The 19,246-nt window shown below is 73.5% G+C and carries 20 protein-coding genes and 1 rRNA gene; 10 read left to right on the top strand and 11 right to left on the bottom strand.

Annotation, left to right across the window (positions count from 1 at the left end; genetic code table 11):
• A 5S ribosomal RNA gene (gene rrf, locus ACZ7JZ_RS30210) occupies positions 1-68 on the top strand; the annotation flags it as partial.
• Positions 69-206: 138 nt separating this feature from the next.
• Positions 207-773, top strand: coding sequence for a GNAT family N-acetyltransferase (locus tag ACZ7JZ_RS30205; RefSeq protein ID WP_470944873.1), 567 nt, complete (start codon positions 207-209; stop codon positions 771-773).
• A 53-nt stretch (positions 774-826) separates the two neighbouring features.
• Here ACZ7JZ_RS30205 and ACZ7JZ_RS30200 read toward each other — a convergent pair whose 3' ends face one another.
• From ACZ7JZ_RS30200 to ACZ7JZ_RS30175, 6 genes are all read right to left on the bottom strand, one after another.
• Complete coding sequence (locus ACZ7JZ_RS30200; RefSeq protein ID WP_470944871.1) at positions 827-2,419, bottom strand: P-loop NTPase family protein; 1,593 nt, start codon at positions 2,417-2,419, stop codon at positions 827-829.
• A gap of 1 nt (position 2,420) precedes the next feature.
• The gene (locus ACZ7JZ_RS30195) at positions 2,421-3,848 is read right to left on the bottom strand and encodes an ATP-binding protein (protein ID WP_470944868.1); all 1,428 of its coding nucleotides are present in this window, start codon (positions 3,846-3,848) and stop codon (positions 2,421-2,423) included.
• Between the two features lie 18 nt (positions 3,849-3,866).
• Positions 3,867-5,420 (bottom strand): SCO6880 family protein, encoded by a 1,554-nt coding sequence (locus tag ACZ7JZ_RS30190; protein WP_470944888.1) that lies wholly within the window; start codon positions 5,418-5,420, stop codon positions 3,867-3,869.
• 17 nt (positions 5,421-5,437) lie between these two features.
• A complete protein-coding gene (locus ACZ7JZ_RS30185; protein WP_470944866.1) occupies positions 5,438-6,820 on the bottom strand; it encodes a hypothetical protein in 1,383 nt (460 codons plus the stop codon).
• Positions 6,810-7,658, bottom strand: a complete 849-nt coding sequence (locus tag ACZ7JZ_RS30180) for a hypothetical protein (protein WP_470944865.1) — start codon at positions 7,656-7,658, stop codon at positions 6,810-6,812. Before ACZ7JZ_RS30180 ends, ACZ7JZ_RS30185 begins: the two co-directional genes overlap by 11 nt.
• Before the next feature lie 138 nt (positions 7,659-7,796).
• The gene (locus ACZ7JZ_RS30175) at positions 7,797-8,105 is read right to left on the bottom strand and encodes a hypothetical protein (protein WP_470944886.1); all 309 of its coding nucleotides are present in this window, start codon (positions 8,103-8,105) and stop codon (positions 7,797-7,799) included.
• 1,013 nt (positions 8,106-9,118) lie between these two features.
• On the opposite strand from ACZ7JZ_RS30175, the gene ACZ7JZ_RS30170 reads away from it, so the two are divergent.
• Positions 9,119-9,424 carry a hypothetical protein gene (locus tag ACZ7JZ_RS30170; RefSeq protein WP_470944862.1) on the top strand — a complete coding sequence of 102 codons (306 nt, stop codon included), beginning with the start codon at positions 9,119-9,121 and terminating at the stop codon, positions 9,422-9,424.
• 71 nt (positions 9,425-9,495) lie between these two features.
• Here ACZ7JZ_RS30170 and ACZ7JZ_RS30165 read toward each other — a convergent pair whose 3' ends face one another.
• A complete protein-coding gene (locus ACZ7JZ_RS30165) occupies positions 9,496-10,356 on the bottom strand; it encodes a pentapeptide repeat-containing protein (protein ID WP_470944860.1) in 861 nt (286 codons plus the stop codon).
• Positions 10,357-10,511: 155 nt separating this feature from the next.
• Between ACZ7JZ_RS30165 and ACZ7JZ_RS30160 the strand changes: the two genes are divergently transcribed.
• Positions 10,512-11,120 (top strand): LysE family translocator, encoded by a 609-nt coding sequence (locus ACZ7JZ_RS30160; protein ID WP_470944858.1) that lies wholly within the window; start codon positions 10,512-10,514, stop codon positions 11,118-11,120.
• A gap of 118 nt (positions 11,121-11,238) precedes the next feature.
• Positions 11,239-12,066 carry a thioesterase family protein gene (locus ACZ7JZ_RS30155; protein ID WP_470944855.1) on the top strand — a complete coding sequence of 276 codons (828 nt, stop codon included), beginning with the start codon at positions 11,239-11,241 and terminating at the stop codon, positions 12,064-12,066.
• Here the strand turns inward: ACZ7JZ_RS30155 and ACZ7JZ_RS30150 are convergent.
• Positions 12,050-13,609 (bottom strand): S53 family peptidase, encoded by a 1,560-nt coding sequence (locus tag ACZ7JZ_RS30150; protein ID WP_470944853.1) that lies wholly within the window; start codon positions 13,607-13,609, stop codon positions 12,050-12,052. The two genes, ACZ7JZ_RS30155 and ACZ7JZ_RS30150, sit on opposite strands and share 17 nt — an antisense overlap.
• Positions 13,610-13,826: 217 nt before the next feature.
• On the opposite strand from ACZ7JZ_RS30150, the gene ACZ7JZ_RS30145 reads away from it, so the two are divergent.
• Complete coding sequence (locus ACZ7JZ_RS30145; protein ID WP_470944883.1) at positions 13,827-14,828, top strand: C40 family peptidase; 1,002 nt, start codon at positions 13,827-13,829, stop codon at positions 14,826-14,828.
• A gap of 185 nt (positions 14,829-15,013) precedes the next feature.
• The gene (locus ACZ7JZ_RS30140) at positions 15,014-15,748 is read left to right on the top strand and encodes a phosphatase PAP2 family protein (protein WP_470944852.1); all 735 of its coding nucleotides are present in this window, start codon (positions 15,014-15,016) and stop codon (positions 15,746-15,748) included.
• Positions 15,749-15,925: 177 nt separating this feature from the next.
• On the opposite strand, the gene ACZ7JZ_RS30135 is transcribed toward ACZ7JZ_RS30140, so the two are convergent.
• Positions 15,926-16,240 (bottom strand): hypothetical protein, encoded by a 315-nt coding sequence (locus ACZ7JZ_RS30135; RefSeq protein ID WP_470944850.1) that lies wholly within the window; start codon positions 16,238-16,240, stop codon positions 15,926-15,928.
• A gap of 351 nt (positions 16,241-16,591) precedes the next feature.
• Complete coding sequence (locus tag ACZ7JZ_RS30130) at positions 16,592-16,861, bottom strand: hypothetical protein (RefSeq protein ID WP_470944848.1); 270 nt, start codon at positions 16,859-16,861, stop codon at positions 16,592-16,594.
• 122 nt (positions 16,862-16,983) lie between these two features.
• Here ACZ7JZ_RS30130 and ACZ7JZ_RS30125 point away from each other — a divergent pair, with 122 nt between their 5' ends.
• Both ACZ7JZ_RS30125 and ACZ7JZ_RS30120 read left to right on the top strand, forming a co-directional pair.
• Positions 16,984-17,793 (top strand): SCO4651 family lipoprotein, encoded by an 810-nt coding sequence (locus ACZ7JZ_RS30125; RefSeq protein ID WP_470944846.1) that lies wholly within the window; start codon positions 16,984-16,986, stop codon positions 17,791-17,793.
• 112 nt (positions 17,794-17,905) lie between these two features.
• A complete protein-coding gene (locus tag ACZ7JZ_RS30120) occupies positions 17,906-18,058 on the top strand; it encodes a hypothetical protein (protein ID WP_470944891.1) in 153 nt (50 codons plus the stop codon).
• A gap of 16 nt (positions 18,059-18,074) precedes the next feature.
• Here ACZ7JZ_RS30120 and ACZ7JZ_RS30115 read toward each other — a convergent pair whose 3' ends face one another.
• On the bottom strand, positions 18,075-18,434 hold the full coding sequence (locus tag ACZ7JZ_RS30115) for a metal-sensitive transcriptional regulator (RefSeq protein WP_470944843.1): 360 nt from the start codon (positions 18,432-18,434) through the stop codon (positions 18,075-18,077).
• Between the two features lie 190 nt (positions 18,435-18,624).
• On the opposite strand from ACZ7JZ_RS30115, the gene ACZ7JZ_RS30110 reads away from it, so the two are divergent.
• Positions 18,625-19,245, top strand: coding sequence for a DUF47 domain-containing protein (locus ACZ7JZ_RS30110; protein WP_470944840.1), 621 nt, complete (start codon positions 18,625-18,627; stop codon positions 19,243-19,245).
• Position 19,246 lies beyond the last annotated feature (1 nt).

Below are 19,246 nucleotides of genomic sequence, written 5' to 3'. Positions count from 1 at the left end.
AAGCTAAGCCTTTCAGCGCCGATGGTACTGCAGGGGGGACCCTGTGGGAGAGTAGGACGCCGCCGAACAATCATTGTGGGAAAGCCCCGCACCTTATGGTGCGGGGCTTTTGGGAAAGCCCCGCACCTTATGGTGCGGGGCTTTTCTGCGTTCTGGGGGGTTTATTCACGTTTACCGACCGTGCCGGGTCTGCCTAGGATCCGGGCATGAACCAGCACGTGATACGCCAGATTCGAGCCGACGAGTGGGAGAAGGTCCGCGACCTGCGGATCGAGTCCCTGAAGGACCCCGCGGCCCCGGTCGCCTTCCTGGAGACCGTGGAGCAGGCGGAGGCGAGGGACGACGCCTTCTGGCAGGACCGGGCCCGGCGGGCCGCGGACAGCGACGCCGTCCGGCAGTTCGTGGCCGAGGCCCCGGACGGCAGCTGGCACGGGTCCGTGACCGTGCTCGTGGAGCGGGCCGGCGCTGACGACCTCTTCGAGGGGCGGATCGCGGTGGACCAGGGCCACCTCGTGGGCGTGTACGTACGCCCCGAGCACCGCGGCACCGGGCTGACGGAGGCCCTGTTCGCGGCCGCCCTCGACTGGTCCTGGTCGCGGGAGGAGCCCGTACTGGAGCGCGTACGGCTCTTCGTCCACGAGGACAACGGGCGGGCCCAGGCCTTCTACCTGAAGTCCGGGTTCACGGCCACCGGCGGCGTCGTGCCGATGCCCGGCGGCGACGGGGCCATGGAGCTGGAGCTGGCGATCGGCCGGCCGGGCACCGGGCAGTAGCAGCCGCAGTAGCGGAAGTAGGGCAGGGCGTACGGGCGCGGGCGCCGGAGGCCTCAGCCGGCGGGGAGGGAGGCCTCCGGCCAGCGGGAGCGGGCCTGCTCGCGGCTGCGGCACAGGGCGAGCAGGGGCAGCATCGCAGGGGTCTCGGCGAGGAGCCGGGGCAGCTGCGGGAGCGGGGCCACCGCCGCCACGTCGTCCAGCACCAGCGCCAGTGGTGGGCCGAGCCGACCGTCGGATGACCGTGCGGCCATGCGGCGGCCGTGCTCGACCACGTGCGAGGCGAGGGCGGTGAGCAGGGGCATCGCGCCGGGGTTGCTGCGCGGGTCCTCGATGGGCTCACCCACCACATAGAGCGTCCCCCCTTCGTCCGCGAAAGATGCCAGCGTCAGCGCGTCTGTTCGATGCGGGGTGCAGGCCTCGCGGATGTGGATCGAGGACAGGCAGCCGAGGGCGCGGGCCGTCAGCTCCTGGGCCATCTCGCGGCGCTCGGGGTGGGCGGTGAGGGCGCTCTCCAGCTCGCCGGCCAGCCCGGGGGCGGCCTTCGGGTGGGTGCGCAGGATCCGTACCGGCTCGTGGGCGCCGGAGCCGAGGGCCCAGCGGTGCACCTGCTTGAACGGGCGGTCCTCCAGGGCGGCCGCGTGCAGCCAGCTGCGCAGGAGCGTTTCGGCGGTGTCGGCGACGGCCGCGTCCAGCCGGGACTGGGGGCGTACGGGGGCCAGCAGGGCCTGGGCCCGGGCCGCGGCGGTATCGCGGTCGGCGCAGCCGGCGCCGGGGTGCCAGTGCATCCGGGCCGGGGTGTCGCACAGGTGCGCCGGGTCGTAGAGGAGCACGGGGCCGAGTTTGGCGCGGGCGTCCTTGGTCTCCGCCCACAGGGCGGGGGAGGAGGTCACGACCAGGACGGGGCCCTCGGCCGCGGAGATGCGGGCGGCCGCGGCGCGGAAGCGGTCGGCCGGTCCGGCGTACCGGAGGGCGGCGGGCGGGTCCTGGGCCTCGGGTGCCTCCCGGACGGCCGCGAGGTGGTGCAGGGGGGCCGCCGTCGGGGCTTCGAGGGGCGGGTGGGCCGTGGGGCTCGGCTGGTCGAGCAGGAGCGAGGGCTCCGGTGCGGGTGCCGGTACGGGTACGGGCGCCGGTGCCGGGGCCGGTGAGGGCGCGGGTACCGGCACGTGCGCGGGCGCGGTGGCCGGTTCCGGGGCGGGTTCCGGGATGCGTGCCGCTGCCGCCTTCGCGTCCGCTGCTGCGCGGGCGCGCTCGCGGGTGAGTTGGCGGGCGTGGGCGCGGCGGGCCTTCGTACGGGCGAAGACCCCGATGGCGAAGACGGTCAGGACGAACATGACCAGGAGCTGGCTGAGGAAGAGCCCCCAGAACAGCCCCCAGCCCGACAGGGCCGCCGGGTCCGCGGCTGGCCAGGCGGCGGCCATGTCGTGCGGTTGCGCTATCAGGGAGCGGACGGCTCCGGCGCTGTTGGTCCAGGTGATCCCGGCGGGCCAGGAGCCGTGGGCGAACAGGGCCGACAGGCCCGTCGCCGTCCAGACCAGGACGGTCAGGCCGAGGAGGAAGGCGAGGAGTCCGACGAGCAGTCCGTCGGGGACCCCGCCCCGACGGACGCCGCCGTCTCCGCCGCGGTCCGCTGGTCTTTCTCCGTGCATGTCACGCCACCGTGGATTCCGTGGACTCGCCGTTGAGCTGCCGTTCGATGAGCAGGGCGCGTTCTTCCGCTTCCAGTTCGGCTGCCAGCAGGTCGTCCGGTACGTGGTGCTCGCCGGCGTGGGCGGCCGAGGACTCCGTCATGGCGCGGTCCGTGTAGACGAGCGGCCGCTCGGCCTCGGTGATCAGGTGTTTGACCACCTGGACATTGCCGTTGACGTCCCAGACCGCGATGCCCGGGGTCAGGGTCGGGATGATCTCCACGGCCCAGCGGGGCAGGCCGAGGACGCGTCCCGTGGCCCTGGCCTCGTCGGCCTTCTGGGCGTAGATGGTCCGGGTGGAGGCCATCTTGAGGATGGCCGCGGCCTCCCTCGCGGCCGCGCCGTCGACCACGTCGGAGAGGTGGTGGACCACCGCGACGAAGGACAGGCCGAGGCGCCGGCCGAACTTCAGCAGCCGCTGGAACAGCTGGGCGACGAAGGGCGAGTTGATGATGTGCCAGGCCTCTTCGACCAGGAAGATCCGTTTCTTCCGGTCCGGGCGGATCCAGGTGTGTTCCAGCCACACGCCGACGATCGCCATGAGGATGGGCATGGCGATGGAGTTGCGGTCGATGTGGGACAGGTCGAAGACGATCAGGGGTGCGTCGAGGTCGATCCCGACCGTGGTCGGGCCGTCGAACATGCCCCGCAGGTCGCCGTCGACCAGCCGGTCCAGCACCAGGGCCACGTCCAGGCCCCAGGCGCGTACGTCGTCTATGTCGACGTTCATGGCCTCGGCGGATTCGGCCTCCGGGTGGCGCAGCTGCTCGACGATGTCGGTGAGGACGGGCTGCCGGTCGAGGATGGTCTCGTTGACGTAGGCGTGCGCGACCTTGAGGGCGAAGCCGGAGCGCTCGTCCAGGCCGTGGCCCATCGCCACCTCGATGATGGTGCGCAGCAGGGCGAGCTGCCCGGTGGTGGTGATGGCCGGGTCGAGGGGGTTGAGGCGGATCCCGTCGTCGTTGGCGGCGATGGGGTCCAGGCGGATGGGGGTTATCCCCAGCTGCTGGGCGATGAGGTTCCATTCGCCGACGCCGTCCTCGCCCTGGGCGTCGAGGACGACGACCTGGCGGTCCTTGAAGCGGAGCTGGCGCAGGACGTACGTCTTCTCCAGGGCGGACTTGCCGTTGCCGGACTCGCCGAGGACCAGCCAGTGGGGGGCGGGGAGCTGCTGCCCGTACAGCTGGAAGGGGTCGTAGATGTAGCCCTTGCCGCTGTAGACCTCGCGGCCGATGATGACGCCCGAGTCGCCGAGCCCGGGGGCGGCGGTCGGGAGGTAGACGGCCTGGGCCTGGCCGGTGGAGGTGCGGACGGGCGGGCGGGTGGTCTCGACCTTGCCGAACAGGAAGCTGGTGAAGGCGTCCGTCAGCGCGGACAGCGGATCTCGCATGGCGGCTCTGCCCTCCAGCTAGCGTCGGATGCCGGTGGCGAACGGCAGGGTGTTGACGAAGGCGCGGTGGTGCTCGCGGTCGCACCACTCGAGCTTCAGGTACGACTTGCCGGCGGAGGCGCGGATCGTCCGCTTGTCGCGGGCGAGGGCCTCCGGGGAACGCGAGGACACCGTGATGTACCCGACCAGGTTGACCCCTGCCGCACCGCTGGCGAGATCTTCACCCCTCTGGTCGAGCCGACCGTGGGCGGCGATGTCGCGGGGGTCGACCGTGCGGTTCATCTTGGCGGCGCGGGAGGCCTCGGCCTCGTCGTTGGTCTTCTCCGTGAGCATCCGCTCGATGGCCACCTCGGTGGGCTCCAGGTCCATGGTGACGGCGACGGTGCGGATCACGTCGGGGGTGTGGACGAGGAGGGGGGCGAGGAAGTTGACCCCGACGGGGGTCATCGGCCACTCCTTGACCCAGGCGGTGGCGTGGCACCAGGGGGCGCGGGTGGAGGACTCGCGGGTCTTGGCCTGGAGGAAGGTCGGTTCGACGGCGTCCAGTTCGGCGGGCCAGGCGTTGCGCTTGGTCATGGCCTGGATGTGGTCGATGGGGTGGTCCGGGTCGTACATGGAGTGCACGAGGGAGGCCAGGCGGCCCTGGCCGAGGGGCTGGCGGACCCGGATGTCGGCCTCGGCGAGGCGGGCGCAGATGTCGGTGAGCTCGCGGGCCATGACCACGGCGAGTCCGGCGTCCTTGTCGAGCCTGCGGCCCTTCTGGGGGACGGAGGCGCGGGCGATGGCGTGGGCCTCGGCGGCGAGTTCGCGCGTGTAGTGCATACAGGCGACGAGGTACGCGCGGTGCTGCTCGGAGGAGGTGGACACCATGGACTGGAGCTGCTCGTACGAGTCGCGCAGCCAGCCGGGGGCCTGGTGGTCGCCGCGCTGGGCGACGTCCTTGGCGTGGGCGTCCGGGTCGGCGGGCAGGGTGCGGGCGAGCATCTGGATGCGGGTGACGAAGCCGTCGCCGTTGGCCACGTGCTTGAGGAGGGTGCCGAAGCGGTCGACGAGGGCCTCCTGGTCCTCGCTGTCGCGCAGGCCGACGCCGGGGCCCTCGATCTCGATGGCGGCGGTGACGGTCCGGCGGTCGGCGTGCAGGAGCACGGCGATCTCGTCGGGGCCGAAGGGGGCGGCGAGCCAGCTGATCCGGCCGATGCCGGGGGGCGGGCCGACCTCGACCTCGCGGCGGTCGGAGGCGCGGGTGCCGGCTTCCATGGCGGAGGAGCGGTACGTGGTGCCGCGGCGCAGGGTGCGCTTGTAGCTGCGGTTGATCTCGTACCACTTGTAGAAGGTGCGGCCCTTGTAGGGCACGTAGACCATGGCCAGGGCGAGGAACGGGAAGCCGACGAGCGAGACGATGCGCAGCATCAGGTTCGGGACCAGGAGTCCGCTCATCATGCCGAGGAAGGCGCCCGCGATGATGAGGGCGATCTCGCCGGACTCGCGGTTCTTGCCGACGATCGCGTTCGGCCGGGAGCGGCCGATCAGATACGTGCGGCGGGGCGCGGCCTGGTGGATCTGGTGGGCCATCTGGTGCGGCTGGGCCGTCAACGCCCGTCACCTCCCTTGCCTGTGCCTGTTCCTGTGCCGGTGTTCCTGCTGGTGTGCGGGCTGCTCACGCCGGAGCTGCGGGGCGGGGGCGCGGCGGCTGCGCTGCCGCCGCCCCCGCCGGCTCCGGTGGTGCGGGAGCTGTGGGCCGCGACGCCGCCGGAGAGCGGGTTGGCGGGGCGGGCCTCGCCGCCGCCCCCGCCGGCGCGGTGGGCGCCCCGGCTGCTGTGGGTCTTGATGCCCTGGGAGACCAGGGAGGCCGGGGAGCTGATGACGGCGGCGGCCTGGGCGCCGTCGGTCGCCTGCTTGCGGTTGGTGCGGGCGGAGGCGATCTCGTCTCCGAACCCGGGTACGAAACGGTAGATCATCGCGGAGGCGAAGATCGCCAAGAGGATGATGGCGAGTCCTGAGACGACGGCGGAGAAGGCGTCGGGGCCGTTGTCCCCGGAGAGGGCTCCGGCGAGGCCCAGGACGATGACGATCACCGGTTTGACGAGGATGACCGCGATCATGATCCCGGCCCAGCGGCGGACGTGGCCCCACATGTTGCGGTCGACCAGGCCGGCGTAGACGACGGTGCCGAGGAGGGCGCCGACGTACAGCAGGGCGGCGCGGATGACGAGCTCGAGCCAGAGCACTCCGGCGGCGAGCACGGTCACGAGGGCGACGACGATCAGCATGATCGGGCCGCCGCCGATGTCCTCGCCCTTCTTGAGGGCCTCGGCGAAGGAGCCGAAGAACACGTCGGTCTGGCCGCCGGTGCCGGTGGCGATGGCCTCGGTGATCCCGTCGGTGGCGGAGACCACGGTGTACAGGATCAGCGGGGTGAAGGCGGAGGCGAGGACGGTCAGCCAGAGGAAGCCGATGGCCTCGGAGAGGGCGGTGGAGAGGGGGACGCCGCGGATGGCGCGCTTGGCGACGGCGAGCAGCCACAGGACGAGGGTCAGGACCGTGGAGGCGGCGAAGACGACGGCGTACTGGCGGAGGAAGGCGGTGTTGGTGAAGTCGACCTCGGCCGTGCCGGTGACGGCGTCGCTGAGCTTGCCGACGATCCAGGCGGCGGCGTCGGCGCAGCCGCGGGCGAGGGAGGAGAGGGGGTCGAGGGCGTCGGTGGGGTCGGGGGCGACGGTGTCGCTGCGGCGGGAGCCGGCGGAGTCGCCGTTCTCGCAGTAGTCGCGGGCCGGTCCCCGGATGAGGTCGCAGGGGTTGTTGCCGGGCAGCTGGCTGCCCGGGGGCCGGTTCGAGGCGCCGGGTGACGGCGTCGCACCGGGAGCGGTCGGGGTCGGCGTCGGAGCGGCGTAGACGCGGGTGGCGAGGAGGACCGCCGCGGTTTGGACGGCTGCGAGGGCAGAGGTGACTGCGGCGAGGCGGCTAGCGCGCATACGTGAAGCCTCCGAACTGTGACACGGCGTCGGCCATCTCTTGTGCGGAGGAGGCGGCCTGGTCGCGGCCGACCGGGGTGGGCCCGTCCTTCTGCGTGAACGAGGAGATCCTCCAGCCGCCGTTGATCCACCGGAGCTCGAAGGTGTTCGTGTACCAGCTCGCGGAGACGGGGTTCTTCGAGCCCTCCCCGGCCAGGCCGAACAGGGACGAGTACCAGACGGAGACGCTGGCGGTGCCGCCGCCGTACTTCTCCACCTTGCTGCCGACAGGGTTCGTGCGGGAGATGAAGACGAGGCCCTTGGGGGCCTTGCCGTCGGGCTGCAGACCGATTCCGGTCAGGAAGGACTCGTTGGAGTAGACGCGGTCGAGGTCGGCCTGGCGGGCCGCTGCCACGTCGGGCAGGTAGGCCGCGGCGACGATCTCCTGCCGCCGCTCCCGGTCGAACATCGCGTCCGAGCCCAGTGCCACCGCGTAGTTCGCCGCTGCCGACTGGGCGCCCTGTTCCGTCCGGGGGTGGCCCGTGGGGACCGGGCCGGTGCCGGGGTCGACGGGGCGGGTGCCCGTGGGGGCGGTGGTGGTGGCGCGCGGGGCGTCGTCGGCGGGGGTGCCGCCGTCGGACGGGGTGTCGCCGCCCTGGTTGGCGAAGGCGATGGCGGCGATCAGCAGGACGACGACTCCGACCACGGTGACCAGCCCCCGGGAGGCCCGGGCGGGCCGCCGCGCCGCGGTGTACGGCTCGCCGCCCGCCGGCTCCGGGAGGCGCGTACGGGTCTGTCCGGTGCCGCCGACGCGTCTGGCGCCGTCGTCCTCGTACCCGTACCCGTCGTCGTGGCTCATGCCGCGTCCGCCCCCTCAGCCGTGTGCAGTCCTGCGTCGTACGACGGTAGCCGTGCCGGGTGCCGCGCGGACGCGGTGTGGTGAGTCGTCATCAGGAAGCGCAACCTCAGGGGGCCGACGGCGGGCAGGCGGTGAGGCTCAGACCGCCATTCCGTACACGATGGTGAAGAGGGTGCCGAGGGAACCGATGATGAAGACGCCGGTCAGCCCGGCGACGATGAGTCCCTTGCCCTGCTCCGCGCTGAAGGTGTCGCGCAGCGCGGTGGCGCCGATGCGCTGCTTGGCGGCGCCCCAGATGGCGATGCCCAGGCACAGCAGGATCGCCACGGCCATGACCACTTCGATCATGACCTTCGCCTCGTTGCCGAGGTTGCCGAACGGCCCCCAGTTCGGAGCGATTCCGCCGATGATGGTGGTGATATCGCCCTTTTCGGCTGCCAGGATCATGTAACTCACCGCCCCAGTCGGGTAGTTCCGGTAGCCCGTGCCCGTCGGCAGGGGTCACGCACTATCTTCGCTGATGAAACCGCGCTCGTATGTCGACTTGGCGGCACTCTTTGCCTATGGGTCCGATCCGTGCGGTTCGGGGGCCCGTGAGGTGACTCTGTGTATCACGGGGGTTGACGCCGGGCAATGACTGGCGTGTGGGGGAAGGATGTCGCCCGCCCGGGGGAGCCGTTCGGGTAGGGGCGTGTCCCCGCGCCGGGGGAATCCGTTGGAAACGGTTTTGGCGTACGGGTACTGACGGGCTGTCGGGGCCGCTGGTGCGCCGGACGGGGTGCCGCGCTGGGCCGAACCGCTGACATACGTGCGACATTCCGGCTTTCGTTCCATCTGTGCGGCGGTGGCGGGGGATGCTCCACCTCGCTTCCGGTCGTCCCGGCCGGTCCCGCGGTCAGGGCGGCCGGGGGCATCGGAAGCGGTCCGAACGACCGGTACCACGAAGGAGCATGCGCATGGGTCCTGTACCCAGGGCTAGGGGCCGTACGTGGCTCGTCGGCGGGTTCGTCCTGCCGATGGCGCTCGGCCTCGCGGGGTTCACCGCCCCCGCGTTCGCGGACACGGGGGCTCCGGCGCCCGTCCCGGCGGCGGAGGCCTCGGGCGGCGGTGGCGGGGACAAGTGCCCGCCGCCGAAGCCGCCGAAGGGTTCGCCGCGGGTGGTGGACCAGGCCGCGCCCGCGGCTGACCCGGGATGTCCCGGCCCGCCGGGACCGCCCGGACCGAAGGGTCCCCCCGGTCCGCCCGGACCGCCCGGGGCCACGGGTCCCGAGGGCCCGCCCGGACCGGCCGGCACCCCCGGCGCCCAGGGCGTCCCCGGTCCGCCCGGAGTCCAGGGGCAGCAGGGAGTTCCCGGCCCGCCGGGAGCCCAGGGCCTGCCGGGACAGACGGGTGCGACCGGTCCGCAGGGTCCCGCGGGTCCGCCCGGGCCTGCCGGGCCGTGCATCGCGATCGACTCGCTGATGGACCAGAACTCGCAGGAGTTCACCGTCGCGCTGAAGAACACGAAGACCTACCTGGGCCGGCGCGGCCGGATCATGGGCGGCGACTTCGGTGACTACGCGTGGCTCGACCTGACGGTGGCCCCGGTGACGGGGTACCCGGCCGGCGTATGCGATGTCTCGCTGACGCTCCAGGGCAACGACGTCTGGGTGTACGCCATGACGACCGGTGGCGTTCTGCACCGGACCCACTGCGACATCAACGGCATGGTGCCGGTGGTGTGCGACGAGGCCTGGGGCGCGGTACAGGCGCCCGTGCCCTCGTGATAGCCGGGACCGGCCGCCGCGCCCGGGGCACGAGCCGGGCGCGGCGGCCGGCCCGCCGCTGTTGTTCACTCCTACCAGTGGGGCGGGCGGGTCAGGTCCCCCGGGATGCGGGTGTCGGAGTCCCCGCGGGCGGCGTTGACCTGGCCCTGTGTCAGGAACAGCGCCCCGGTCAGGTCCGCCCCGCGCAGGTCCGCGTCGCGCAGGTCCGTGCCGATGAGGTCGGCGCCGCGCAGGTCCGCCCGGCGCAGGTCGGCGGCGATCAGATAGGCGCCGCGGAGATCGGCTCCCCGCAGGTCGGCGCCGCGCAGTGCGGCCCCCATGAGGTCGGCGCCGCGGTGGTTCCTGCGGCGGCCGGGGCGGGCGGCGGCCCGTACCAGTTCACTGGCCCGCAGGAGGAGCTCGCCGGTCTCGGCGCGCAGGGCGTGGGCGGCGGCCGGGTCGGCGAGGGTCCCGGCATCGGCGCGGGCCAGGTCCTCCGTACGGTCGCGCAGCCGGCGCAGGGCGGGGTGCAGGGGGCGGGCGGCCGGGCGGGCGAGGGCCTCGGTGAGGTACCAGAGCAGCTCGTGGAGGGTGCGGACCACCGGGAACACGTCGAACATCGCGCGCCGGGCCGCCGGGCCGGAGCTGCGCCAGTCGCGGCCGCCGAAGGTGACCTGGGAGACGTGCTGTCCGGCGCCGAAGCAGTCGAAGACGGTGCACCCGCGCCAGCCGTCCTCGCGCAGGCGCGCGTGGACCGTGCAGCGGAAGTCCTCGGCGAGGTTCGCGCAGGGGCTGCCGGCGGGCTTGCTGACGGGGAAGTCCGCGGAGGCGGTGAAGGGCAGCGCCGCACAGCAGAGCGCGAAGCACCGGGAGCAGTCCGCGCGCAGCGCGCTGCGGTCCGGCAGGGGCTCCGGGAGGGGGTCGGGAGCGGCGGCCGGGGTGGCGGTCGGCACGGCGGTTTCTCCTGGTGGGTGGGCGGGTGAGGGGGCGGTCCATTCTTGCCCGGCCGCCGCACCCGGCAGCAGCGGGGCCCGTCCGGCGGGGAAATCCCCCCGTCGGGCCGGGAAATGCATTGATCGGGAAGAGGGCGCTCGGCCAGCATCGGCGTATGACCGAATTGATCGCCGTGGCCCTGATCACCGTGCTCGCCGTCGTCAGTCCGGGGGCGGACTTCGCGATGGTGGTGCGCAACAGCTGCCTGTACGGCCGTACGACCGGCCTGTTCGCCGCCGCCGGGGTCGCCGCGGGCGTCCTGGTGCACGTCACGTACACGATGCTCGGCGTGGGGCTCCTGATCGCCTCCTCCACCGCCCTGTTCACCGCGATCAAGCTGGCGGGTGCGGCGTACCTCGTCTACGTGGGCATCCGGACCTTCCGCGCCCGCACCGAGCTGACCGTGGACCTGGCGGCGGGCGCGGGGCTCACGCCCGTCGGGGCGCTGCGCGGCGGTTTCCTGACCAATGTGCTCAACCCCAAGACCACCCTGTTCGTCGTCTCCACCTTCACGCAGGTCGTCCAGGCGGGGACCCCGGTGTGGCAGCAGGCGGGCTACGGGTTCTTCATGTCCGTCACGCACTTCGCGTGGTTCGCGGCCGTCGCCCTCTTCTTCTCGCACTCCCGGCTGCGGGACCGGATGCTCAAGGCCCAGAAGGCGTTGAACCGGGCCATCGGCTCGGTCCTCGTCGGCCTCGGCGTGAGCCTCGGCTTCGCACGCTAGACCGCCCCTTTCCGGATCCTGCCGGGGCTGGCAGGTTCGGTTACCGCTCGGTAGCGTGAGGGTGGTGGCCGCCGGGCCGCCGGGGCCCGGCGGGAGCCGAGGGGACGGGGGCAGGGGCATGGACGGCGCACCGGGTGCGGGCGGTACGGGGACCAGTCCCGTCGAGGCCTTCTACGAGCGGATCGGCGAGGGCCGCTACCGGCCCTCCGCCTACACCCGCGGCCCCTGGGCCGCCGGCTTCCAGCACGCGGGCCCGCCCGCCGCCCTGCTGGGCCGGGCGGTCGAGGAGCGGCCGGACGGCCGCCCCGGCTTCCGGGCCGCCAGGCTCACGTACGAGATCCTGCGCCCGGTGCCGATCCGGCCGCTCGCCGTCACCACCGCCGTGCTGCGCTCGGGGCGCGGTACCGAACTGGTCGAGGCGGCCCTCACCCCCGAGGGCGCCGACGCCCCCGTCATGCTGGCCCGCGCCCTGCGGATCCGGACCCTGGACGAGCCGGGTCCGGCGGTGGCCGAGGGCCCGCAGGTGGCGGCGCCCGCGGAGCTGCCGACGGCGCCGTTCTACCCGGTGCCCTGGGAGACCGGGTACCACACGGCCATGGAGATGCGCTTCGCCGAAGGGGCCTTCCTGGCGGCCGGGCCGGCGGACTGCTGGATGCGGATGCGGGTCCCGCTGGTGGCCGGCGACGAGCCGCGCCCCCTGGACCGGGTCCTGGTCGCCGCCGACTCCGGCAACGGCATCAGCAACGTCCTCGACTTCTCGACCCACGTCTTCGTCAACGCCGACCTGAGCGTGCACCTGCACCGCCACCCGGTGGGGGAGTGGGTGTGCGTGGCGGCCCGTACGAGCGTGGACGCGGCCGGCATCGGGCTCGCGGACGCACGCCTGCACGACGAGAAGGGGCCGGTGGGGCGCAGCGCCCAGTCCCTCTTCATCGCCCCGCGGTAGCGGTCTCCCCGCCCTCGCCCCCGCCGTCGCCCCCGCCCCCGCCGTCCTGGTCCCGGGCCGCCTCCGCCAGGGCCGGGACCAGGACGGACGCGTCCCCGACCGTGCCGAGGCCGCTCGCGAGGTCGTAGCCCTTGGCCGCCGCGGCGCCCAGCGGGCCGTTGTCGCCCTTGGTCACGTCGGTGAAGCCCGAATCCCGGCGGGCCGCGAGCCGGTACAGCACGGTGTGCACGTCCTCGATCGGGCCGCCCGCCCGCTGCCGGGCCAGGGCCACGACGGCGGCGAACATGGGGGTGGCGGCGCTGGTCCCGCCGACGGGGAGCCAGCCGGCGCCCTGGGGCAGGAAGCTCTGGTAGATCAGCGTGGCACCGTCCACGGCGGCGTCCATGGACACGTCGGGCGTACCGCGGCGCTCGCCGACGACCCGCTCCAGACCGTCCTGGTAGGCGGGGCGCGGGAAGGTCTGGGAGGGGCCGCCGCCGGTGGCGCCGAGGCCCTCCGCGAGCTCGTTCCAGACGGTGTCCGGGCGGGTCCGGCCGCCGTTGCGGTCCAGGTGCAGGCGGGTGCCGCCGACGCAGACCACGCTCGGGTCGGAGCAGGGCCAGGCGGCCGTGGGGGCCGGGGCGCCGGCCGGGCCCACGGGCGGCGCGGCCCCCCAGTCCCCGGAGGCGGCCAGGACGGTGGTGCCGCGGCGCAGGGCCTCCGCGAAGGCGGGCCTGGCGTCGAGGAGGGGCTGCGCGGGCTGCCGGGTGTTGCCCGCGGCCTGGTACTCGGGGAAGCCGTAGCTGATGGACAGCACGTCGGGCCGGTCCCGTTCCAGGCTCTCGGTCACCCCGCGCGTGATCATCCGCGCGAAGAACTCGCCCGTCATGTCCGCGAGTACGGGCTCCAGGTGGTGCGGCCGGGCCGCCTCGGGGACCACCGGCGGCCCCGAGGGGGAGGCGGTGGCGGGGCCCGGACCGGAGGGGCTGGGGGCGGGGGAGGAGCGGACGCGGCCCGGGTGCTCGGGCAGACCGATCTCCGTGACCACGATCCGGGCGTCCGGGGCCATCATGTGGACCAGCTGCACGTCGAGGGTGGTCTCCATGGCGGCGGCCAGGTGGGACGGGTCGCGCGGGTCGAAGCGCTGGATGCCGGAGCCCCCGGGGGCCGGGTACGGACGGATGGTCAGGTCCGCCTCGGGCAGGCCCTGTTCCATGCTGAAGGAGGCCAGGTCGGCGCGGAGCGTGGGCGGGACCATGGTGTCGTACAGGGCGATGACCCGGCCCCGGCCCGTCAGCCCCTGCTCCTGGAGCCGGTCGATCCCGTACGCGCGCCGCACCTGCTGCGCGGTGTAGCAGGTGCGGCCGGGTACGGGGCACCGCCCGTCGGCGGGCAGCGAGGCGACCGGGGCCGGGACGGGCCCGGCGGGCGCGGGCCCCTGGCGCACGGGCCGCTGTGCGCTGCCGCCGCCGCAGCCCGTGAGGGCCAGCAGCAGCCCCAGGGCCGCCGCCGCGGCGGCCGTCCGGCCCGCGGTCCGGCGGCTGGTGTTCGTCCGGCCTGTCATCCCGCCTTCATGCCACACCCCGTGCCGGGCCGGCGGCCCCGGCGCGCGGCTGCGCGGGCGTGTCCGGCGCGCATTCCCCCGTCGGGGGGAAGCCCCCGGAGCGGGGCCGTCGGACGCACCGTCAGGCGCGGGCGGTGCAGACGGACCGACACGAGTCGGGGAAACTGCTGTGGAGGGGCGTCCTATGGGGGAGGGTTGACGGGTGCGCAGATTCTGGGTGGCGAGCGGCATCGGGACCGCGGTGTTCTTCTTCTTCATCGCGCTGCTCGTGATCGGCACGTACTCCGCGGCGGCCGGCATCGCCACGGGCGGCGGCCGCTTCGCCGGGCTGGCCAAGGGCGCCGTACCGGCCAAGTACCAGGCCCTCGTGCAGACCTGGGGCAACCTCTGCCCCGCACTCAACCCCGCCCTGCTCGCCGCCCAGCTCTACCAGGAGAGCCGCTGGAACCCGGAGGCGGTGAGCCCGGCCGACGCCCGCGGCATCGCCCAGTTCATCCCCGGCACCTGGCGGACGCACGGGATCGACGGCGACGGGGACGGTGACCGCGACATCTGGGACCCGAAGGACGCGATCCCCTCCGCGGCCTCGTACGACTGCTCGCTGGCGGCGGACGTGAAGCGGGTGCCCGGGGACCCGGTGAAGAACATGCTGGCCGCGTACAACGCCGGTCCGGGTGCGGTGCTCAAGTACAACGGCGTGCCCCCGTACCGCGAGACCCGCAACTACGTGAAGGTCATCACCACCCTCGCCAAGAGCTTCGAGCGGCCGACGGGCCGGGTGGCCCCGTCCCAGCAGGCCGCGGGGGCCATCTACTTCGCGCAGCAGCAGCTCGGCAAGCCGTACCTGTGGGGCGGCAACGGCACCCCGGAGCAGGACGGGCGCTTCGACTGCTCGGGGCTGACGCAGGCCGCGTACCGGACGGTGGGCATCGAACTGCCGCGCGTGGCCAACGACCAGTACAACGCCGGACCGCACCCCTCGCGGGCGGAACTGCTGCCCGGGGACCTCGTCTTCTTCTCTGACGATCTGACAAACTCCCGCGCCATCCGGCACGTCGGGCTCTACGTGGGCGGCGGATACATGATCAATGCGCCGTTCACGGGTGCGGTGATCCGCTTCGACAAGGTCGACACGCCCGACTACTTCGGTGCGACGCGCGTGACCAAGGACGGTGCGGAGGCCCTGCCCGACCGCCTCGACACCCGCAACGCTGCGTGATGCTCAGGCCTTGAGCTGCGACGATGAGTCACTCTTCGATAACGTTGGGGTGATCATTCGGTGGAGAGTGGAACGTACGCGCCAGAACGGGCGTTCCATGGACACGGGGGCTTGATCGCGGGGGTCTAAGGGGCGCACGAAGCGTGCGTCCGCAGGGGACGAGCAAGGCAAGGGGCCACACCACCATGGCTGGACTCGCGGCGGGCGGGCCGAACCCCGATGCAAGCCTGCTCCACGGCATCAACGGCCTCGCCGGGGCCACCCCCGCCTGGTTCGACCGGGCCGTGGTCCTCCTGGGCGAGTACGGGATCCTCCTCGCCCTCGTCCTGCTCGTGCTCTGGTGCTGGCAGGCCAACCGGCGCCGCCCCGAGGCCGCCGCCGTCGAATCCTTCGCCGCCCTGGTCTGGGCCCCGCTCGCGGCCGCCGGCGCCCTGCTCGTGAACGTGCCGCTGCGCCAGTTCGTCGGCCGGCCGCGGCCGGCCGCGGAGTACGAGGGGCTGGAGGTGCTCGGCGCGGCCGGGGCGGACTACTCCGCCTACGCCGCGGGCTACTCCTTCGTCAGCGACCACGCCACGCTCGCCATGGCGCTCGGCGTCGGCCTCTTCGTCGCCCACCGCAGGATCGGGCTCATCGGCATCGGCCTCGCGCTCCTCGAGGGCTTCACCCGCGTGTACGTGGGCGCGCACTACCCGACCGACGTGGTCGGCGGGTTCGCGCTCGGTACCGCCGTGGTGCTGCTGCTGGCCCCGCTCGCCATCGCCCTGCTCACCCCCGTCGTCCGGGCCGCGGCCCGCTCCCGGCGCGCCGGGCGGCTCGTACGGTCGCGGCGGGTGGAGCGGCCGCTGCCGGTGGATCTGAACCAGGCGGCGGCGCGGGCTGCGCACGGGGACGGGTTCGCCGAGCGGGATCTGGCGGCCTGAGGCGGCTTCGGGGCGGAGGCCGTTCGGGCCGCTACCCCAGGACGTAGAGGAGCAGGGCGGCCAGGAGGCAGAGGGCTGCTGCGCCGAAGCAGGCCCTCACCGCGCCGCGGCGGGTGGGGCCGGTCGGGCCTGTGGGGCCTGTGGAGCCCGTGGAGCCCGTGGAGCCCGTGGGGCTGGTCAGGGGGTGCTGCCCTGGTCGCGCTCGCGGCGGTGCCGGGAGCGGAGCCACAGGCCGGTGGCGGCTGCGGCGGCGGAGGTGGTGCCGATGGCGAGGGCCACGTCTGCGGGGCCGTCTGCGGTGCCGGTGGGGCGGTCGGCGCGGTCGGGGTGGTGCTCCGGGGTGCGTTCCGGGCTGGCTGCCGGGCTGGGGGCGGCGGTGGCGGCGGTGGCGGTGGCCTGGTGGGGGCCGAGGAGGAGGGTGAGGGCGGGGACGAGGGTCAGGAGTGCGGCCCGTGCGGGGGTGGGGGTGCGGGGTGCCGGGGGTCCTGACATGAGCTCCGCCCTGTTGCCGGTGTCGGAGGGGGAAGGCCTCCTCGGTCCAGGGCACCTGGTGGGGGGCGGGGGCGCCAGTCGGGAGGGCCGTACGGGGCAGGGGGACGGGGGCGGGGCCGTGGGCGGGGGTGGGGCCGCTGCGCGGGGCTCTCCCCTACCCGCCCCTTCCCGATCCCGGGGCTCCGCCCCGGACCCCGCGCCTCAAGCGCCGGCGGGGCTGGATTGGGCTGGGGTGGGGGAGGGGGGAAGGGAGTGGCGTGGGGTGGGTGGTTTCGGGGCTCTGCCCCGGGCCCCGCGCCTCAAGCGCCGGCGGGGCTGGATTGGGCTGGGGTGGGGGAGGGGGGTTTGGGGCTACTGGGGCGTCGTTGCCGTGTGGGTGGTGGCGTCTCGGCGGGCCAGGTCTCGGGAGCGGCGGGCCGGGCCGTACCAGCCGCAGGTGCAGCGGGCCAGGCAGAAGGAGCCGCGTTCCGAGGTGGTGGTCTCGTGCCGGGTGGGGGGCTCCGTCCCGGAGGGGTCCGAGGGGGTGGGGGCCGGTGTGCCGGTCGCCTGGGCCGGGAGGCCGGGGGCCGGGGCGGCGGGGGGAAGCGGAAGGGTGCGGGGCGCTGCGGTGTGCGGGTCCACGTTCCCACGGTACCTGCCCCGGACATGGGCCCGGCACCGTGACGGGCATCCCCCGGGCTCGTTATCCGGAGCGGGTGGGCTCCTCGGGCAAGCAGCGGTCACGCGTTGGGGGTTGGCAGGCGATGGTGGTGCAGGGGCGCAGGCGCAGAGGCGGGGCGTGGATCGCCGCCGCGGCCGTGGCGGGGGTGCTGGGGAGCTCGACGGGGTGCAGCGCCCAGGAGTCCGCGCCCGACGGCGCCGAGGCGGTCCGCTCGGCCGCCGACGTACTGGCCCGCTCCGGCAGCGCCCGCGCCCGTACGGCGATGGAGATGGCCACCGGCGGGACCCGCGTGACGATCCGCGGCGAGGGCGGGGTCGACTTCCGCAACCGGCTCGGGCAGCTGCTCGTGATGCTGCCCGCCGATGTCACCGGCAAGGCCGGGCACCGGCCCATCACCGAGCTGCTCGCGCCGGGCGCCCTGTACATGAAGAACCGGGGCGCGGGCGTGCCCGCGGACAAGTGGGTGCGGGTGGACACCGCCTCGCTCGCCGACGGGAACCTCGTCACCGGCGGGGCCACCGATCCGCTCGCGGCGGCGGAGCTGCTGCGCGGGGCGCGGGACGTGACCTTCGTGGGGGAGACGGAGCTCGCGGGCACGAAGGTGCGGCACTACCGGGGGACCACGGACATCGGGCGGGCGGCCCGCAGCGCCGCCCCGCACGCGCGCGCCGCGCTCCAGGCGGCGGCGAAAGGGTTCAGCAAGGACACGGTGCCCTTCGACGCGTACCTCGACGAGGAGGGCCGGCTGCGGAAGGTCCGGCACCGCTTCAGCTACGTCAACAATGGCGTGATCGATGTCTCGTCCACGACGCTGCTGTACGGGTTCGGGACCCCGGTGACCGTGCAATTGCCGCCAAGCCGGGACATCTTCGCGGGCAAGATCGCCGATTGAGCACCGACTGACCGTCCGGGCGGGTAGCCGGAAATGGTCCATCCGTGTCATGCGCTGCGCGCGGCGGCCTCCTTACGCTGGGATCCGGCAACGGCAGAGAGGGGTGGTGCGTGTGACTCCGGCAGGCGGTGCGGCCGTCCACGACCACGTGGCCCTCGCCGAGATCGAGCTGTGCGGCGAGCTGATCATCGCGGCCTCGGCCGCGGACGAGGACCGGCTCAGCCAGGCCCGGATCGACGAGGTGCTGCTCGTCCGCTGCGCCTGACCCCGGGCCGGCCGTCTCAGGTGCGGAGCAGGCGGGCGATGGCCTTGGTGGCCTCCTCGACCTTCGCGTCGATCTCGTCCCCGCCCTTGACGGCGGCGTCGGCCACGCAGTGCCGCAGGTGCTCCTCCAGGAGCTGGAGCGCGAAGGACTGGAGGGCCTTCGTACTGGCCGAGACCTGCGTGAGTATGTCGATGCAGTAGACGTCCTCGTCCACGAGGCGCTGGAGTCCGCGGATCTGGCCCTCGATGCGGCGCAGCCTCTTGAGGTGCTCGTCCTTGCGGTGGTGGTACCCGTGCACCCCGCCGGTCCCGGGTGCCGCGCCGGTGCCGTCGGTCCCGTTCACGTGGCTGCCCGCTTCCGGCTCGGTGGTGGTCATGCGTCCTCCCGCGATCACCTGGGGCATATACCCCTCATGGGTATAGGGTACCGGGCCCGATCCGATCGGGCACGCGTTCGCCCCCCTCACTCTGCCTGATGGAGGACACTGGGCCATGGCCGGTTAGCCGTGGCCGGAGGATGCGCCTAGCATCAGCCTGACCGAATCCCATGCACCCCGAGGACCTCACGTGCGATTTCGTCTGACCCCCAGGGAGACGAGCTTCTACGACATGTTCGCCGCATCCGCGGACAACATCGTCACGGGCTCGAAGCTCCTGATGGAACTGCTCGGAGCGGATCCCTCCGCCCGGGCCGAGATCGCGGAGCGGATGCGGGCGGCGGAGCACGCGGGTGACGACGCGACCCACGCGATCTTCCACCAGCTGAACTCCTCCTTCATCACGCCGTTCGACCGTGAGGACATCTACTCCCTCGCCTCGTCGCTCGACGACATCATGGACTTCATGGAGGAGGCGGTCGACCTGGTCGTCCTGTACAACGTGGAGGAGCTCCCGAAGGGCGTCGAGCAGCAGATCGAGGTACTGGCGCGGGCGGCCGAGCTGACCGCCGAGGCCATGCCCCACCTGCGCACGATGGAGAGCCTCACGGAGTACTGGATCGAGGTCAACCGGCTCGAGAACCAGGCCGACCAGATCCACCGCAAGCTGCTGGCCCACCTCTTCAACGGCTCGTACGACGCCATCGAGGTGCTGAAGCTGAAGCAGATCGTGGACGTGCTGGAAGAGGCGGCCGACGCCTTCGAGCACGTCGCGAACACCGTGGAGACCATCGCGGTCAAGGAGTCCTGAC

It is taken from the genome of Streptomyces sp. NPDC038213 (assembly GCF_055600495.1).
The sequence above is the reverse complement of the archived record's forward strand: the minus strand, read 5'-3'. Positions and strand labels throughout refer to the sequence as shown.

Bases quoted from the DNA above. Each gene is read 5' to 3' on its own strand.
- ACZ7JZ_RS30205 (WP_470944873.1), top strand. From the start codon at position 207: ATGAACCAGCACGTGATACGCCAGATTCGAGCCGACGAGTGGGAGAAG.
- ACZ7JZ_RS30200 (WP_470944871.1), bottom strand. From the start codon at position 2,419: ATGCACGGAGAAAGACCAGCGGACCGCGGCGGAGACGGCGGCGTCCGT.
- ACZ7JZ_RS30195 (WP_470944868.1), bottom strand. From the start codon at position 3,848: ATGCGAGATCCGCTGTCCGCGCTGACGGACGCCTTCACCAGCTTCCTG.
- ACZ7JZ_RS30190 (WP_470944888.1), bottom strand. From the start codon at position 5,420: ATGGCCCACCAGATCCACCAGGCCGCGCCCCGCCGCACGTATCTGATC.
- ACZ7JZ_RS30185 (WP_470944866.1), bottom strand. From the start codon at position 6,820: ATGCGCGCTAGCCGCCTCGCCGCAGTCACCTCTGCCCTCGCAGCCGTC.
- ACZ7JZ_RS30180 (WP_470944865.1), bottom strand. From the start codon at position 7,658: ATGAGCCACGACGACGGGTACGGGTACGAGGACGACGGCGCCAGACGC.
- ACZ7JZ_RS30175 (WP_470944886.1), bottom strand. From the start codon at position 8,105: ATGATCCTGGCAGCCGAAAAGGGCGATATCACCACCATCATCGGCGGA.
- ACZ7JZ_RS30170 (WP_470944862.1), top strand. From the start codon at position 9,119: ATGGACCAGAACTCGCAGGAGTTCACCGTCGCGCTGAAGAACACGAAG.
- ACZ7JZ_RS30160 (WP_470944858.1), top strand. From the start codon at position 10,512: ATGACCGAATTGATCGCCGTGGCCCTGATCACCGTGCTCGCCGTCGTC.
- ACZ7JZ_RS30155 (WP_470944855.1), top strand. From the start codon at position 11,239: ATGGACGGCGCACCGGGTGCGGGCGGTACGGGGACCAGTCCCGTCGAG.
- ACZ7JZ_RS30150 (WP_470944853.1), bottom strand. From the start codon at position 13,609: ATGACAGGCCGGACGAACACCAGCCGCCGGACCGCGGGCCGGACGGCC.
- ACZ7JZ_RS30140 (WP_470944852.1), top strand. From the start codon at position 15,014: ATGGCTGGACTCGCGGCGGGCGGGCCGAACCCCGATGCAAGCCTGCTC.
- ACZ7JZ_RS30135 (WP_470944850.1), bottom strand. From the start codon at position 16,240: ATGTCAGGACCCCCGGCACCCCGCACCCCCACCCCCGCACGGGCCGCA.
- ACZ7JZ_RS30125 (WP_470944846.1), top strand. From the start codon at position 16,984: ATGGTGGTGCAGGGGCGCAGGCGCAGAGGCGGGGCGTGGATCGCCGCC.
- ACZ7JZ_RS30115 (WP_470944843.1), bottom strand. From the start codon at position 18,434: ATGACCACCACCGAGCCGGAAGCGGGCAGCCACGTGAACGGGACCGAC.